We start from the raw sequence: 14083 nt of genomic DNA, 5'->3' as shown, positions 1-14083 counted from the left end.
GCAACTGGGCCCCGGCCTTCGCCGGGGAACAGCTGGGTTTCACCGTCCAGGCCGGGAACTGCCACTAAAACGTGGTTAGCCGCAGAGCGCCGCCTTGGCTGCGGCGTATTCCGCCTTCATCCGCTCGATCTTCACCGCCGCCGGCTCGACCGCATGGACCGCGCCGATGCCCTGGCCCGAGCCCCAGATGTCCTTCCAGGCCTTGGCGCCGCCGAAGTTCATCGCGCTCGGATCGCTCTCGGGCAGATTGTCGGGATCGAGCCCGGCATTGACGATCGACGCCTTGAGGTAGTTGCCGTGCACGCCGGTGAAGAGGTTCGAATAGACGATGTCGTCGGCGGTGCCGTCGACGATGCCCTGCTTGTAGTCGGGCTGGGCATTGGCCTCGTCGGTGGCGATGAAGGGCGAGCCGATATAGGCGAGGTCGGCGCCCATCGCCTGGGCGGCCAGCACCGAGCGGCCATTGGCGATCGCGCCGGACAGGATCACCGGCCCGTCGAACCACTCGCGCACTTCCTGGACCAGCGCGAAGGGGCTGAGGCGCCCGGCATGGCCGCCGGCGCCGGTGGCGACGAGGATCAGGCCGTCCGCGCCCTTTTCCACGGCCTTGTGGGCGAAGCGATCGTCGATCACGTCGTGCAGGGTGATGCCGCCCCAGCTGTGCACCGCGTCGTTCAGTTCGGGCCGGGCGCCGAGCGAGGTGATGACGATCGGCACCTTCCACTTGGCGCAGGCGGCGACGTCATGCTCGAGCCGCGGGTTGGAGCGGTGGACGATCTGGTTGACCGCGAAGGGCGCGGCCAGCGTGTCCGGATTGTCGCGGTCCCAGGCGGCGAGTTCCTCGGTGATCTGGTGCAGCCACTCGTCGAGCCGGGTGTCCGGCCGGGCGTTCAGCGCCGGGAAGGATCCGACGATCCCCGCCTTGCACTGGGCGATGACCAACTCGGGTACCGAGATGATGAACAGCGGCGAGCCGATGACCGGGAGCCGAAGGCGATCGAAGAGCGGAGGCAATGCCATGGATCAGTTTTGTAGCGAAACCGGAATGGCCGTCCAGCCCGGTGCAGGCGACGCTACGTAAGCGCGGGGTGCGCGCGCATGCTGCAGTGCAGCGATAGGGCCGACTCGGACCGAATCGCATTGAAGCCTGCCCGAAGCCTCCCCATTTCCACGGCACGCAATGTTCCGGGGAGCGCCATGGTCACCAACGAAATCTACGTCATCGTCCGCGACGCGATCAAAGCCGCCGGCCAGCAGAGCGGCCAGCTCTACGAACCGGGGCAGGAGAGCCATTACCAGGCGCTGGCCGCGGTGATGGCGCTGCACAAGGCGGGCTATGAGGTGACCAAGCGGCTCGACAACTAGTCGAACGGCCGCTGCCAAACGACGAAGGTATCGACATCGGTCGAGCGGATCGCGGCGGCATACATGTCGTGATGGAAGTCGGGCAGGGCGGCGATCTTCTCCGCCATCGCGCCTTCGCCGCTCGCGCCGCCGGGCAGGGTGAAGGCGACGTCCTCGTCCGGGCCGTAGAACAGCCACCAGAAATCGTCGCCCAGCGGGCCGGTGTCGCTGGTCTCGATCGCAACCGCGTGGAGATGCGACAGCGGCAGCGTGTGGCGCTTGCCGTCGGGATCGAGCACCCAGAGCGTGTCGCCCTCGCAGCCGGTGTGCCAGCCGCTCTCGGGCTCCGGCGCGGGTGCGGGCGGGGTGAGTTCCGCCGCGGCGGTGGCGGGTGCCTTGGCGAAGCGCTTCAACCAGTCGAACAAGCCCATCGCGCACCTCCCGAAACCGAATCCAGGGCTTGGGCTAGACCGGCAATGTGACGGTTGTCGGTAAGCGGCTCAGTCGATCCGCTTCAATCCGGCGGCATATTCGCGCTGCTTGGCGGCGTAGAGCGCGGCGCTGGCCTTGAGCATCGCCTTCTGCATGTCGTCGAGCGGGCGGATCGCCTTGGCGGGGCTGCCGACGATCAGGTGGCCTGCGGGGAACTCCTTGCCCTCGGTGACCAGCGCGCCGGCGCCGACCAGGCAGTCCTCGCCGATCACCGCGCGGTTGAGGATGGTCGCGCCCATGCCGATCAGCGTGCGGCTGCCGATCGTGCAGCCGTGCAGGATCGCGTGATGGCCGACGGTGACATCTTCCCCCACGGTGCAGGGCGCGCCGGGATCGGAATGGAGCATCGCGCCGTCCTGGATGTTCGAACGGGCGCCGACCAGGATCGGAGTGTTGTCGGCGCGGATCACGGCGCCGAACCAGACCGAGGCGAGCGTGGCGAGATGGACGTCGCCGATCAGGTCCGCGCTCGGCGCGACCCAGGCATCCTCGGCGACAAGCGGGCGGCGCCCGGCAAATTCGTATAGCGGCATGCCGCTCAGAATAGCGGCGCTTCGAAGCCCTGGGGAAGCGGAATGTTGGCGCCCATCGCCAGTGCCAGCGCAACCGCACCGAGCAGCACCGCCAGCGTCGAGGAGAGCGAGAACAGGCCCCAGCCGACCATCGTCACCACCTGCGAATTGGCACGCTGCTCGCGATGGTTGCGCGCCATCGACTGGATCACGAACATGGCCAGCATTGCATATGCGAAGACGAGAAACTCGGTCATCAACCCACCCCAAAATCCCCGGGGGACTCTAGGGGACGAGGGTTAACGCTTCAATGCCGGGCACCTCCGGTTTATCGCAGTGCAGCAAGGTTTCGCCGCCGCCGAAACGACCTAGTGATGCGCCGTCGCGGGGGCCGATTTGCAGCTGCACGTGCAGGCGCAGGGCACCGGCGTGCAGACATGGCAGGGCTGCGGCGTCACGCAGTAGCAGAGCTGCGCGGCGGCCGGCTTGGGCTCTTCCTTCTTCTTCGGCTTCTCGGGCGGATCGGGCAGCGGCAGCAGATCGCGCGCATTGGCGCCGGCATAGGCGCTGTGCGGGCCACCGCCACAGGCCGGGCAGCCATGGTCGTGCTCCTCGTCAGGATCGTGGCCGGCGCCGCCGAACTTGAAACCGCCGGGCTCTTTCTTCAGCACTTTCTTTGCCGCCTCGCACACGGCGATGGCGTGGTTGCCGAGCGTCGAGACGGTCTGGCCCATCGCGACCTGCTCGGTGGCGTAGAAATGGACGAGCATCGCGTCGCGGTGCGCGTCGACCGGCTCGCGGACAGCCGGATAGCTCAGCATCTGCTGCATGTCGGCGAGCTGCGATTCCATCGCCGCGATCTGCCCGCTCCAGTTGTTGAAGGCGGCGAACAGCTCGTAATCGGGCCAGCTCGCCGGGGCGTGCGGGCGCATCTGCTCGACGAAATTGACCGGGCCGGCAATGTCCTCGCGCAACAGGCGGAGCAGCACGCGCAGCGTCACCACATCGCGCTGGGGCTGGCGCAGGCGCTGGGCGAAGATGTCGGTGACCGTCGCGGTGTGCTTCCACACCTGCCGGGCCAGCATCCGGGTGAATTCCTCGTCGCGCTTCTTCGGCTTGGCGAGCAAGGCGGACTTGAGCGAGGTGAGGATGCCGATCACCGCCAGCAGCGCGAGCAGCACGCCGCCGACCAGGATCCAGGCCGGCCAGTAGATCGCATCGGCGCTGATCGGCTGGGCGGCGGCGGCCTTGGTCGCGCTCGTCGCCAGGTTGCCGATCGAAGCCAGAATAGTCGCCACGTCATCCCCCCTGAGTCGCGGATGATATGGTTAACAGAAATGCGCGGGTCGCACAGTCATGACTCACCCGTTCCGAAAGGTCCGAGGCTAATTCGTTGGCATTTCTTGTGGGGTCAGAGGGTTACGCCGCGCTTCCAGATTGCGATTTCGCGCTCGCCATTGCGCTCGGCGGCGGTTTCCTTGCCCGATGCGATCGCGGCGATCGTGTCGAGCAGCGCGTCGGCGGCGCTGTCCATGCCGTCTTCGAGCACCTGGCCGGCGTCGAAGTCGATCCAGCCCGGCTTGCGGGTGGCGAGATCATGGTTCGACGCGATCTTGATCGTCGGCACCGGGAAGCCCAGCGGCGTGCCGCGGCCGGTGGTGAACAGGATCGCGGTCGCGCCCGCGGCGGCCAGCGCGGTCGAGGAAACTGCATCGTTGCCCGGTGCCTCGAGCAAAGTCAGCCCCTTGCGGCGGACCTGCCCGCCATAGGGGATCACGTCGGTGACAATGGCGTGCCCCGCCTTCTGCACTGCGCCCAGCGACTTCTCCTCGAGCGTGGTGATGCCGCCGGCGATGTTGCCGGGCGAGGGATTCTCGGAGACCGGCTCGCCGTTGCGGACGAAATAGTCTTTGAAGTCGTTGACCAGGTGGACGATGCCGTCGAATACCGCTTCGTCGCTGGCGCGGGCCATCAGCAGCTGCTCGGCGCCGAAGATCTCGGGGATCTCGGTGAGGATCGCGGTGCCGCCGGCGCCGGTGACCGCATCGGCCATGCGCCCGACCAGCGGATTGGCGGTGAGGCCCGAGAAACCGTCCGAGCCGCCGCACTTCACGCCGAGCACCAGCTCGGAAAGCGGGGCGGGGGTGCGCTCGGCCTGGGCACCGGCGACGAGTTCCTCGACCAGCGCCAGGCCTTCCTCGATCTCGTCGCTTGCCATCTGGGCGCCGAGGGTGCGCAGGTTCGGGTGGTCGATGCCTTCCAGCATCCCCTTGATCTGGTTGTTCTCGCAGCCGAGCCCGACGATCAGCACGCCGCCGGCATTGGGATGGTTGGCAAGCGCCGACAGGATCGCGCGGGTGCCCTGCAGGTCGTCGCCCAGCTGCGAGCAGCCGAACGGATGCGGGAACGCGTGGACGCCGTCGATCTTGCCGGCGTGCAGCACCGCCGCGCGCTCCGCGATCTTCTGCGCGGTCCGTCCGACACAGCCGACCGTGGGGATCACCCAGATCTCGTTGCGCGTGCCGACCCGGCCATTGGCGCGGCGATAGCCCAGGAAGCCCGGGCCTTCGAAGCCGGAATCGTCGTGCGTGGAGGGCGCGAAGGCATAGTCGCCGCTGCCCTTGAGCGCGGTCGAGACATTATGCGTGTGGACATGCTCGCCCGGCGCGATGTCGCGGGTGGCGACGCCGATCGGGAAGCCGAACTTGAGCACGGGTTCGCCCGCCGCGATCGGCTTGACCGCGACCTTGTGACCCTTGGCCACCGGGGCGGCGAGCGTCACCCCCAGCGCCTGCTCGCCGGCTTCGAGGTCGCGCAGCGCCGTGGCGGTGCTGTCATTGGGGGCAATGCGGAACAGGGCGAGCGTCATGTGCGCCGATATAGGTCCGCACCGGCTGCATGGAAACCGGTTTCCACTACGTAGCGTCAGCCGGCCGCCAGCCAGGCGAAGCGGATTACGAACAGCCCGGCAAGCACCAGCAGCAGCCAGTCTCCGGCAGTAATCTTGCCTCTAATCAGGCGGATGAGCGCATAAGCTGTGATCCCGAAGGCCAGCCCGTTGGCGATCGAGAAGGTGAAGGGGATCATCGCGACGGTGAGGAAGGCCGGTATTGCGATTTCGGCATCGTCCCAGTCCACGTCCGCGAGCGGGGCCATCATCAGCCCGCCGACCAGCACCAGCGCAGGCGCGGTCGCCGCCAGCGGCACCAGCTGCGCCCAGGGGGCGACGAACATCGCGAGCAGGAAGAGGATGCCCGTGACCACGGCGGTGAGGCCCGTGCGTCCGCCCGCCTGCACGCCGGCAGCGCTCTCGACATAGGAAGTGACGGTGCTGGTGCCGGCGAGGCTGCCGGCGATGCTCGCCACGGCATCGGTGAACAATATGCGGTTGAGCCGCGGAATGCGCCCCTGTTCGTCGATCAGCCCGGCGCGGCGGGTGACGCCGACCAGCGTGCCGACATTGTCGAAAAGATCGACGAAGAGGAAGACGAACAGGATCTCGAACAGCCCCAGGCCATGGCTGCCCGACAGGCCGAACACGCCGGCAAGGTCGAGATGGAAGGCGACCTGGCCGATCGCGGTTAGGTCATAGGGTTCGGGCTTGAAGGAAACCTGGCCGGTTGCCCATCCGGCCAGCGTGGTGGCGGCGATGCCGATCAGGATCGCGCCGCGTATCTTCCACGCCGCCAGCCCGGCGGTGAGGACCAGCCCGAACAATGCGAGCGCCGCGCCGGGGGCATGGAGGTCGCCCAGCGTCACCGAAGTCGCCGGGCTGGTGACGATGATCCCGGCGTTCTTCAGGCCGATCAGGCCGATGAACAGGCCGATGCCGCCCGCGACCGCCGCGAACAGCTGGGGCGGGATCGCGGCGATGATGAGCTGGCGGATGCCGGCAAAGGTGAGCAGCAGGAAGGCAATGCCGGACAGGAACACGCAACCCAGCGCGACCGGCCAGGGCACCCCCATGCCCTGCACCACGGTGAAGGCGAAATAGGCGTTGAGCCCCATGCCCGGCGCCAGTGCGAGCGGCACATTGGCCGTGAGCCCCATCAGGATGCTGGCAAGCCCGGCGGCAAGGCAGGTCGCGGCGGCGACCGCGGCCACCGGCATGCCCGCCGCGCCGAGGATCGCGGGGTTGACCACGATGATATAGGCCATGGTGAGGAAGGTCGTCCCGCCCGCCAGCACTTCGGTGCGCACCGTGGTGCCGCGCTCGGCCAGCGCGAAGTGGCGCTCGATCCGGCTTTCCGCCATTTTCCGTCCCCCAATAGCCCGGAGACGAGCATAGCGCGGGCGCGCGCATCGGCCTAGGCTGGCGCACATGACCGCACCGCTCTTCCACCTTGCCATTCCAGTCGACGATATCGAGGCGGCGCGCGCCTTCTATGGCGGCACGCTCGGTTGCCCGCAGGGGCGCGAGGATCCGGGCCACTGGATCGACTTCGATTTCCGCGGTCACCAGCTCGTCGTCCACAAGGCTGAAGGAGCCGGGGTGAGGGCGCGGAACGCGGTGGACGGCGATGCCGTGCCGGTGCCGCATTTCGGGCTGGTGCTCGGCTGGGCGGAATGGGAGGCGCTGGCAGAGCGGCTGCGCGCGGCGGGGACCGAGTTCGTGATCGAGCCGTATGTCCGCTTCGTCGGCAAGCCGGGCGAGCAGGCGACGATGTTCTTCTTCGATCCCGCCGGCAATGCGCTGGAGTTCAAGGCGTTCCGGGATCTGGGGCAGCTGTTCGCGGTTTGATGTAGTCACCCAAATGCTCGTCACCCTGAACTTGTTTCAGGGTCCAACCCTCCACTGGCGACGGCTTCGGTTGGGGAGGTTTGGATGCTGAAACAAGTTCAGCATGACGGAGGTAAGGGAGCTCCCCACCTACCGCTGATACTTGTCCTTCTTGCGCTTGCCGAACAGCATGCCGCGTTCCAGCCGCTGGCACAGCGCGGTGTAATAGGCCTCGAGGAAGGCGTGGTCGCCGCCGCCATCGTCTTCCATGCCCAGCCGCTCGCGGATCGTGCGGGCGACGACGATCATCGAATATTCGTCGTTCCGCCGCAGCACTTCCTCCAGCTTCTGCAGCTCGAACTCGCCATAGACGCTGAGCTGGGCGTCGCTGAAGCTGTAGCGCGCCTCCTCGGACACGACGCGCGCTGCGACGCTGTTGCTCAGCGTCCGGCGTGGCATGCGGACCACCCAGGTGCCGGCGATCAGGTCGCCCACGCGCAGCCGGTCGCGGTTGAAGAAGGGGAAGAAGGCGAAGATGCCGGTCCAGAGCAGCCCGAACAGGCCGGTGGCGAAGCTCGCCATGCCCTGCGCGCTCTGATAGCCGAGGAAGGAGAGTGGCAGGAACAGCTCCAGCTCGCGCATCGCGTTGCGGGCGACGATCTGGTGCCCGCGCAGCCGCGCGCCGTCGCGCGACACCACCCGCATCTTCATCAGCCGCTTGCCCGGGGTAGCGGCGCGCGGGCCGAGCTCGAACGCGGCGAAATAGCCGTTCCGGAGCGCGAAGAAGCCGAGCAGCCAGACCATGATCAGCGCCTGGGCAAGCACGGCGCCGGTGCCGGCAAGGATGAACAGCAGCGCGATGGTGAACAGCACCAGCGTCAGCACGATCAGCACCAGGTCCATCATGAACGCGCCGATGCGCTCGCCCACCGTGGCGATGTCGAGCTTCAGGTCCACCCCTTCGGGCGTGACGAAGGTGCGGCGATTCCCGTCCTGGTCGTGCCCCTTGCCGGACGCCGTGCGAACCTCAGCCATCCAGCGCCTCGCCGCGTACGGGGATCAGGTAGAAATAGGCGAGCCAGCCGAGCAATGCCGTGCCGCCGATCGCGACGCGGATCACGTCCGAAGTGATGACCTGGCGCCCGACGCCTTCGAGCACGCCGGCGACGGCGAGCATCAGCACCACGCCGATCATGGCGAGGGCGGCGGTACGGCCGGCCTTGGCAGTGGCGGCGGTGCGCGAAAGCTTGCCGGGAAAGGCGAGGGCCATGCCGATGCGGATGCCGGCGGCACCGGCGATGGCGATGGCGAACAGTTCGGTGGTGCCATGGATCGCCAGCCAGGCGGAGAGGGGCAGGGCAAGGCCCTTTGACGCGAACACCGCCATGAATGCCCCGAGAATGCAGCCGTTATAGACGAGCAGCAGCAATGTCGGCACGCCGAACGCGAAGCCGAGCGCGAAGCACATCAGCGAGATCTGGGAGTTGTGCGTGAAGAGATAGGTGGCGAAGGCGCCGAGCAGGCCGGAGCCGCCGCCGTCATACAGGCCCTGGCGCAGCTCGGCCGCGCTCGATTGCGGGCCGCGGCCGCCGGCAAGCCCCTCGGGCACGATCGAATGGTACCAGCTCGGATCGCTGGCGACGAGGCAATAGGCGGCGACCGCGCCCAGGGCCATCATCAGCACCGCGATCAGCGTTTCGCGTGCGATCGACCGCATCGCCAGCGGCCAGCCCGAGAGGAAGAAGGCGGCGATGCGCCGGCGGAGTGGTGGCTGGACGCCGTAGAGGACGAAATAGGCGCGGGCGCACAGCGCCTCCAGATAGGCGACCAGATCGGCGTCGAGCGAAGTCTCGCGCGCGACCGAAAGCGAGGAGAGGGCGGCGCGATACAGCACCGGCAGCTCGAGCAGGTCCTCGTCCGACAAGGTACGGGCGCGGCCGCGCTCGATCTCCAGGATGCGCTGCTCCAGCTCCAGCCAGTCGACCGTGCGTTCCTCGCGGAAGCGCGCGCTGGCGAACTGCCTCGATGCGGCGCTGCTCACAGCAGGTTCCTCCGCTTGAAATCGAGATACTGGCGGACCAGCGCGGCGCCGACCTGGTCGTGCTTCGCCTCCAGCACATGTATGCCGGCATGGCGCAGCCGCGCGGCGACGATCCGGCGTTCGCGCAGCATCGAGGCGGCGATCACCGCGCGCGAGACATCGTCGATCGCCACCGGCTCGGTACCGGCCAGGTCTTCCAACTCGTCATCGGCGAGGATCACGAACAGCACGAGATGGCCGCGCAGCAGGTTGGTGGCGGCGCGGATCATCAGCTCGGCGCCGGTGGGATCGGTGAATTCGGTGAAGATCACCACCAGCGAACGCCGGGTAAGGTCGCCCGCCAGGGTGGCAAGGGCGAGCGTGTAGTTGGTCTCGACACTGCTGTAGTCGAGCTGCCCGGCGAGGCGCTGCATCAGCGGGAAGGCGCGGGTGCCTGAGACTGCGCCCGAGGCGACGCGGGGTTGGGAGTCGAAGCCGAACAGCGCCACCCGGTCGCCGAGCTTGAGCGCGGCGTAGGCGCCGAGCAACGCGGCGGTGATCGCGCGGTCGACGCGGGGCAGGCCGTCGATCGGCTCGCACATCACTCGGCCGGTATCGATCGCGAAGACGACCTGGTTGTTGCGCTCGATCCGGTTCTCGCGCGCCAGCAGCTTGAGGTGGCGGGCGCTGTGGTTCCAGTCGATCGTCCGACGCTCCATGCCGGATTTCCACTCGGCCAGCGCCTCGAACTCGCTGCCTTCGCCGCGATCGACGCGGGCCATCTCGCCCATCTGGGCATCGCGGAGCAGCAGGTGCGCCGAGTTGCGCACCGGGCGGATATCGGGCGTTATCACCACCGTCCGGTCGAGCTTCTCGACGCGCTGGCGCCAGATCATGCCGAACGGGCCGGTCCAGCGGCTCCACAGCGCCTCGACCTTGTCGGTGCCGCGGCGCACGGGGAGGAAGGCGATCGCGGCGTGGTTCTCGTGCTTGCCCAGGCGGATGCGACCTTCGGCGCGCGGTGCGAGCTTCGGGCCGGTCACCACGGCGAGCTCCAGCCCGTCGATCGGCCGGTCCGCCACGGTGATTTCGACGATCAGCGGCGCGCCGATCTCGATCGACCCCGGGCAGCTCGTCCTCAGCAACGGTGCGCGCGGTGCCAGCGCCGCGTCGATCGCGGCGAAGGCGAGGATCATCGGCACCCAGGCCAGCCCGGCAAACCAGAACTGCGGCGCGAACACGCCGACGAGCAGCGCCAGCGGCGCCCCCGCGGCCATCAGCAGCACGCAGCGGATGCTGGGTCGGATCAACGCGGTGCCTCGACCTGCTCGATCAGGCCGGCGATGATCGCATCGGCGGTGCGCCCGTCGATCTCGGCGGCGGGGGAGAGGATCACGCGGTGGCGCAGCGCCGCCGGGGCGAGCTTCTTCACATCGTCGGGCAGCACGAAATCGCGCCCGTCGAGCGCGGCATGGGCGCGGGCGGCGGCTGCCAGGGTGGCGGCGGCGCGTGGGCTGGCGCCGATCTGCAGGTCGCCGGTCGCGCGGGTCGCGCGGACGAGGCGGACGACATAGTCGACCACTTCATCGGCAAGCCGCGCGCCGGCCACCGCATCCGCTGCGGCGCTGATCGTGGCGTGATCGGCGACCCGGCTCACGCCCCATTCGTCGGGCTTGGGCATGCCGAAACGTGCACCTTGCTGGGCGACGATCCTGCGCTCCTGCTCCAGGTCGGGATAGCCGACCTCGAACTTGAACAGGAAGCGATCGAGCTGTGCCTCGGGCAGCGGATAGACGCCCTGGCTCTCGATCGGGTTTTGCGTCGCGACCACCATGAACCGGTCGGAGAGCTTGTGGTCGATCCCGTCGATCGTGACGGTGCGCTCCTGCATCGCCTCGAGCAGCGCCGCCTGCGTCTTGGGCGGGGTGCGGTTGATCTCGTCGGCGAGCAGCAGCTCGGTGAAGATCGGGCCGCGGGTCAGCGTGAACTGGCTGGTCTGGAAGTTGAACAGGTTCGAGCCCAGGATGTCGCCAGGCAGCAGGTCCGGCGTGAACTGGATGCGGCCATAGTCGAGCCCCGCCGCGCGGGCGAAGCACTGGGCGAGGAAGGTCTTGGCGGTGCCCGGCGGGCCTTCGAGCAGGATATGGCCCGAGGCGAACAGCGCGACGAGCATCAGCTCGACCGCCTCGTCGAGCCCGACCACGGCCTTGCCCACTTCGGCGCGGATCGCATCGCCCAGCGCCTTCACTTCCTCAATGTTCACGCGTGACGGTCCTTTTCCATTGATAGAGGGCGCGGGCGGCATCGAGCAGCGCGCGCGTGTCCTGGGCATGGCTCGCCCGTTCGGCCATGGCGGTGAAGGGCTCGCCGTCCTTGTCGAGCCGATCGAGATAGCGGTCGAGCGCTTCGGGCGGCAGGTTGGGCGGCGCGCCGGTGGCGCCGGCGGCGCTGTCACGGATCAGCGCGGCATAGCGGTCGCCGGTGCGGTGGCGGCGGCCCGCGAGGCGGAGCAGCGCCGCGCCGTTCTCGGCGATCGCCCGCTTGCCGAAGGCGACGCCGCGCAGCTCTGGCAAGGCCGGGCCGAAGCGCAGCAGCGCGTGCCAGCCGGCGAGCAGCGCGGCGACCAGCAGGCACAGGGTCAGCGGCAGGAACGGCGCCTCGAAGGCGAGCTTGAGCAGGTTCGGATTGCTGGAGAAGCCGTGCAGGGTGAGGTCGAAGGCGATGCCGCGCTGGCCGTCATCGAACCAGTCGAGCACTTCCATCGCGCGTGCCGCCCCGGCCAGGGTCTTCAGACCCTGATTGTCGAGCAGGTCGGGATCCGCGACGATCAGCGTCGGCTGATCCTTCATGGTGACGACCAGTGCCTTGCCGCCGCTGTCCTCGAGCACCGGTTCCAGCCCTGCGCCGCTCAGGGTGCGCAGGCCGTTCGGGGTTTCCGAGATGCTGGCGCTCGTGACCTTCGCGATCTGTTGCGAGACCGTCCCGGTCGGGATCGTGCCGAAGGACGTCACCCAGGCGGGCTTGTCGCGCCGCGGCATGGTCAGCCATTTCGGCAGGACCAGGATCGTCGGCTGGCTCGCGCGGCGCTTGATCAGCTTCTCGACCGTTTCCGGATCGGTGGTCGGCTCCAGCGTGATCACCAGCGTGTCGGAGGTATCGAGATCGCCGTCGCGCCGCACCATGCGCGCCGATCCGTGCACCTGCCGCACCAGCTCCGCCGCGCCGAAGAAGCCGATCGCCGAAGTGGCGAGCGCGTGGTTGCCCGGGCGCTGGCTCGGCTGCAGGTCCTCGCCATAGGCGGTCATCAGCAGGAACGACAGGAAGCCGACCACGCCCAGCGCGACCAGCACCAGCACGGTGCGCATCGTGAAGGGCGAGGCGGTGGTGTCGGCGCTCATTTCCAGGCCTTTGGCAGCGCGAACTCGCCATAGGCGGCGCGCGCCTCTTCCCAGTCGCTGCGTATCAGGCTGCGGCCGCCGAACAGGCTGCGCTCGACCGGCGCCGCCATCGCGGCAAAGGCCCGGCGAACGATCTCGGGCATCCAGTCCGATCCGGCGATCTCGCGGCTGGTGAGGGCGGGGCGCAGCAGCCGCGGGCGGTGCCGCTGGATATCCTCCAGGCTGCGCTGAAGCAGCAGATGGACCGCTTCCGCATAGTTGCCGCGCCCGGCCAGTGCCTCGGCCTCTGCCAGCAGCGCGCGGGCCGCCGTCTCGGTCGGGCGCCAGCTCGCGGCGTCCTGCGCTGTCTCGGCCTGGGCATCGCGCGAGGCGCGGCCGCGCACGAAGGTGGTGAACAGCATGAACAGGAAGATCGCGAGGAGGAGCAGCAGCACGCCCAGCAGGATCCAGCCCAGATAGGGCGAAACCTCGGCCAGCTGCCGCCCCAGCCAGCGCATCCAGGGCGGAATCTCGGGCGGCTTGGCCGTCGCCATCTCGAACTGGATATCGGATCGCGCCCGCAGCGCCTCATGCGCCCTGGCGACGGACTGTGCAGCCGGTCCCTGTACGCTCACGCCGAATCCCCCACGCTCGTAGTGCTACCGGAAGCCTGTGTCGCAGGAAAGCCCGCCGACACTGGACTTTAGAACCGTTTTTGGTCAGCTTTTCTCCGGCGTCGAAGCACTTCGATGAAAGAGGGGAACATGGCTGACTCTGAATTTGGTGAAGCGCGTTTCGAGATCGGCGCGGTCATATCGCGCGCGTTCGAGACGATCGGATCGAATATCGTGCTGTTCTGCGGGCTCGCGCTCGTGCTGGCCGGCATTCCGCAATTCCTGCTGGGCTTCTGGCAGGCGACCAATATCGGCCTGAACGCCAATCTGGTCGACGGCTCCTATTTCTTCACGTCCGCCTATTGGACGCCGATCCTGGTCGCCATGCTGGTCGGCGTCGTGGCCAATGCGATTCTCCAGGCCTCGCTCACCCGCGCGACGGTGATGAGCCTGTCGGGGGAAACCCCGCAGTTCGGCCCGTGCCTGGCGGTCGGTATCAGCCTGATCCTGCCGATGATCGGCATCGGCATTCTCATGGGCATCGGCCTGATCGTCGGCTTCGCGCTGCTGATCGTGCCCGGCATCATCCTCTGGCTGGTCTGGAGCGTCGTCACCCCGGCCTATGTCCAGGAGAAGATCGGCGTCTTCGAGGCATTCAGCCGCAGCGCCGCGCTGACCAGCGGTTCGCGCTGGCGGATCTTCCTGACGATGCTGATCGTCCTCGTCCTGATCTGGGTGCTCAGCATCCCGGTGAGCTTCCTCAACGCCGCGATGACCGCGACGGGTAACCTCTTCCTGGTCGCCCTGGTCGGGGGTGCGGTGAATGCGCTCTACAGCATGCTGATGGTGGCGGTGCAGGCCAGCATCTATGTCGAGCTGCGCCAGCTCAAGGAAGGCATCGCGCCTTCCGATCTCGAGGCGATCTTCGCCTGACCCGTTCGGGGGGGGGGGGGGGGGGGGGGGCCCCCCCCCCCCCCCCCCCCCCCCCCCCCCCCGGGCCCGCC

General features: G+C 68.2%; 16 protein-coding genes. 3 read left to right on the top strand and 13 right to left on the bottom strand.

Going from position 1 to position 14083, the window contains the following annotated elements; all coding sequences use genetic code 11:
• Positions 1 to 75: 75 nt before the first annotated feature.
• Positions 76 to 1020, bottom strand: a complete 945-nt coding sequence (locus AAHM44_RS23140) for an NAD(P)H-dependent flavin oxidoreductase (RefSeq protein ID WP_342251469.1) — start codon at positions 1018 to 1020, stop codon at positions 76 to 78.
• Positions 1021 to 1197: 177 nt separating this feature from the next.
• On the opposite strand from AAHM44_RS23140, the gene AAHM44_RS23135 reads away from it, so the two are divergent.
• Entirely contained in the window at positions 1198 to 1365 is a 168-nt protein-coding gene (locus AAHM44_RS23135; RefSeq protein ID WP_269575016.1) for a hypothetical protein, read from the top strand.
• Here the strand turns inward: AAHM44_RS23135 and AAHM44_RS23130 are convergent.
• From AAHM44_RS23130 to AAHM44_RS23105, 6 genes are all read right to left on the bottom strand, one after another.
• Positions 1362 to 1775, bottom strand: a complete 414-nt coding sequence (locus AAHM44_RS23130; RefSeq protein WP_269575017.1) for a hypothetical protein — start codon at positions 1773 to 1775, stop codon at positions 1362 to 1364. The two genes, AAHM44_RS23135 and AAHM44_RS23130, sit on opposite strands and share 4 nt — an antisense overlap.
• Before the next feature lie 69 nt (positions 1776 to 1844).
• Positions 1845 to 2369: a gamma carbonic anhydrase family protein gene (locus tag AAHM44_RS23125; RefSeq protein ID WP_269575018.1), complete on the bottom strand. Its 525-nt coding sequence runs from the start codon at positions 2367 to 2369 to the stop codon at positions 1845 to 1847.
• Positions 2370 to 2374: 5 nt separating this feature from the next.
• Positions 2375 to 2605, bottom strand: a complete 231-nt coding sequence (locus tag AAHM44_RS23120) for a hypothetical protein (protein ID WP_184167040.1) — start codon at positions 2603 to 2605, stop codon at positions 2375 to 2377.
• 111 nt (positions 2606 to 2716) lie between these two features.
• Positions 2717 to 3646, bottom strand: a complete 930-nt coding sequence (locus tag AAHM44_RS23115; RefSeq protein WP_342251468.1) for a hypothetical protein — start codon at positions 3644 to 3646, stop codon at positions 2717 to 2719.
• Positions 3647 to 3759: 113 nt separating this feature from the next.
• On the bottom strand, positions 3760 to 5217 hold the full coding sequence (locus AAHM44_RS23110; protein WP_269575020.1) for a UxaA family hydrolase: 1458 nt from the start codon (positions 5215 to 5217) through the stop codon (positions 3760 to 3762).
• Positions 5218 to 5273: 56 nt separating this feature from the next.
• On the bottom strand, positions 5274 to 6602 hold the full coding sequence (locus AAHM44_RS23105) for an NCS2 family permease (RefSeq protein WP_342251467.1): 1329 nt from the start codon (positions 6600 to 6602) through the stop codon (positions 5274 to 5276).
• Between the two features lie 67 nt (positions 6603 to 6669).
• Between AAHM44_RS23105 and AAHM44_RS23100 the strand changes: the two genes are divergently transcribed.
• A complete protein-coding gene (locus tag AAHM44_RS23100; RefSeq protein ID WP_342251466.1) occupies positions 6670 to 7089 on the top strand; it encodes a VOC family protein in 420 nt (139 codons plus the stop codon).
• 129 nt (positions 7090 to 7218) lie between these two features.
• On the opposite strand, the gene AAHM44_RS23095 is transcribed toward AAHM44_RS23100, so the two are convergent.
• Genes AAHM44_RS23095 through AAHM44_RS23070 form a run of 6 tightly spaced genes read right to left on the bottom strand, consistent with a single transcriptional unit; the run spans position 7219 to position 13100 of the window.
• Complete coding sequence (locus AAHM44_RS23095) at positions 7219 to 8103, bottom strand: RDD family protein (RefSeq protein ID WP_342251465.1); 885 nt, start codon at positions 8101 to 8103, stop codon at positions 7219 to 7221.
• Positions 8096 to 9109 carry a stage II sporulation protein M gene (locus tag AAHM44_RS23090; RefSeq protein ID WP_342251464.1) on the bottom strand — a complete coding sequence of 338 codons (1014 nt, stop codon included), beginning with the start codon at positions 9107 to 9109 and terminating at the stop codon, positions 8096 to 8098. Before AAHM44_RS23090 ends, AAHM44_RS23095 begins: the two co-directional genes overlap by 8 nt.
• A complete protein-coding gene (locus tag AAHM44_RS23085) occupies positions 9106 to 10398 on the bottom strand; it encodes a DUF58 domain-containing protein (protein WP_342251463.1) in 1293 nt (430 codons plus the stop codon). Before AAHM44_RS23085 ends, AAHM44_RS23090 begins: the two co-directional genes overlap by 4 nt.
• The gene (locus tag AAHM44_RS23080; protein WP_269575024.1) at positions 10395 to 11351 is read right to left on the bottom strand and encodes an AAA family ATPase; all 957 of its coding nucleotides are present in this window, start codon (positions 11349 to 11351) and stop codon (positions 10395 to 10397) included. The genes AAHM44_RS23085 and AAHM44_RS23080 overlap by 4 nt, the downstream gene beginning before the upstream one ends.
• Complete coding sequence (locus AAHM44_RS23075) at positions 11341 to 12486, bottom strand: hypothetical protein (protein ID WP_342251462.1); 1146 nt, start codon at positions 12484 to 12486, stop codon at positions 11341 to 11343. The genes AAHM44_RS23080 and AAHM44_RS23075 overlap by 11 nt, the downstream gene beginning before the upstream one ends.
• On the bottom strand, positions 12483 to 13100 hold the full coding sequence (locus AAHM44_RS23070) for a hypothetical protein (RefSeq protein WP_342251461.1): 618 nt from the start codon (positions 13098 to 13100) through the stop codon (positions 12483 to 12485). Before AAHM44_RS23070 ends, AAHM44_RS23075 begins: the two co-directional genes overlap by 4 nt.
• A 129-nt stretch (positions 13101 to 13229) precedes the next feature.
• Here AAHM44_RS23070 and AAHM44_RS23065 point away from each other — a divergent pair, with 129 nt between their 5' ends.
• Positions 13230 to 14012 (top strand): hypothetical protein, encoded by a 783-nt coding sequence (locus tag AAHM44_RS23065; RefSeq protein ID WP_269575027.1) that lies wholly within the window; start codon positions 13230 to 13232, stop codon positions 14010 to 14012.
• Positions 14013 to 14083: the final 71 nt, after the last annotated feature.

Origin of the sequence: Sphingomonas sp. OTU376 (assembly GCF_038440415.1) — a bacterium.
GTDB lineage: Bacteria > Pseudomonadota > Alphaproteobacteria > Sphingomonadales > Sphingomonadaceae > Sphingomonas > Sphingomonas kyeonggiensis_A.
The sequence above is the reverse complement of the archived record's forward strand: the minus strand, read 5'-3'. Positions and strand labels throughout refer to the sequence as shown.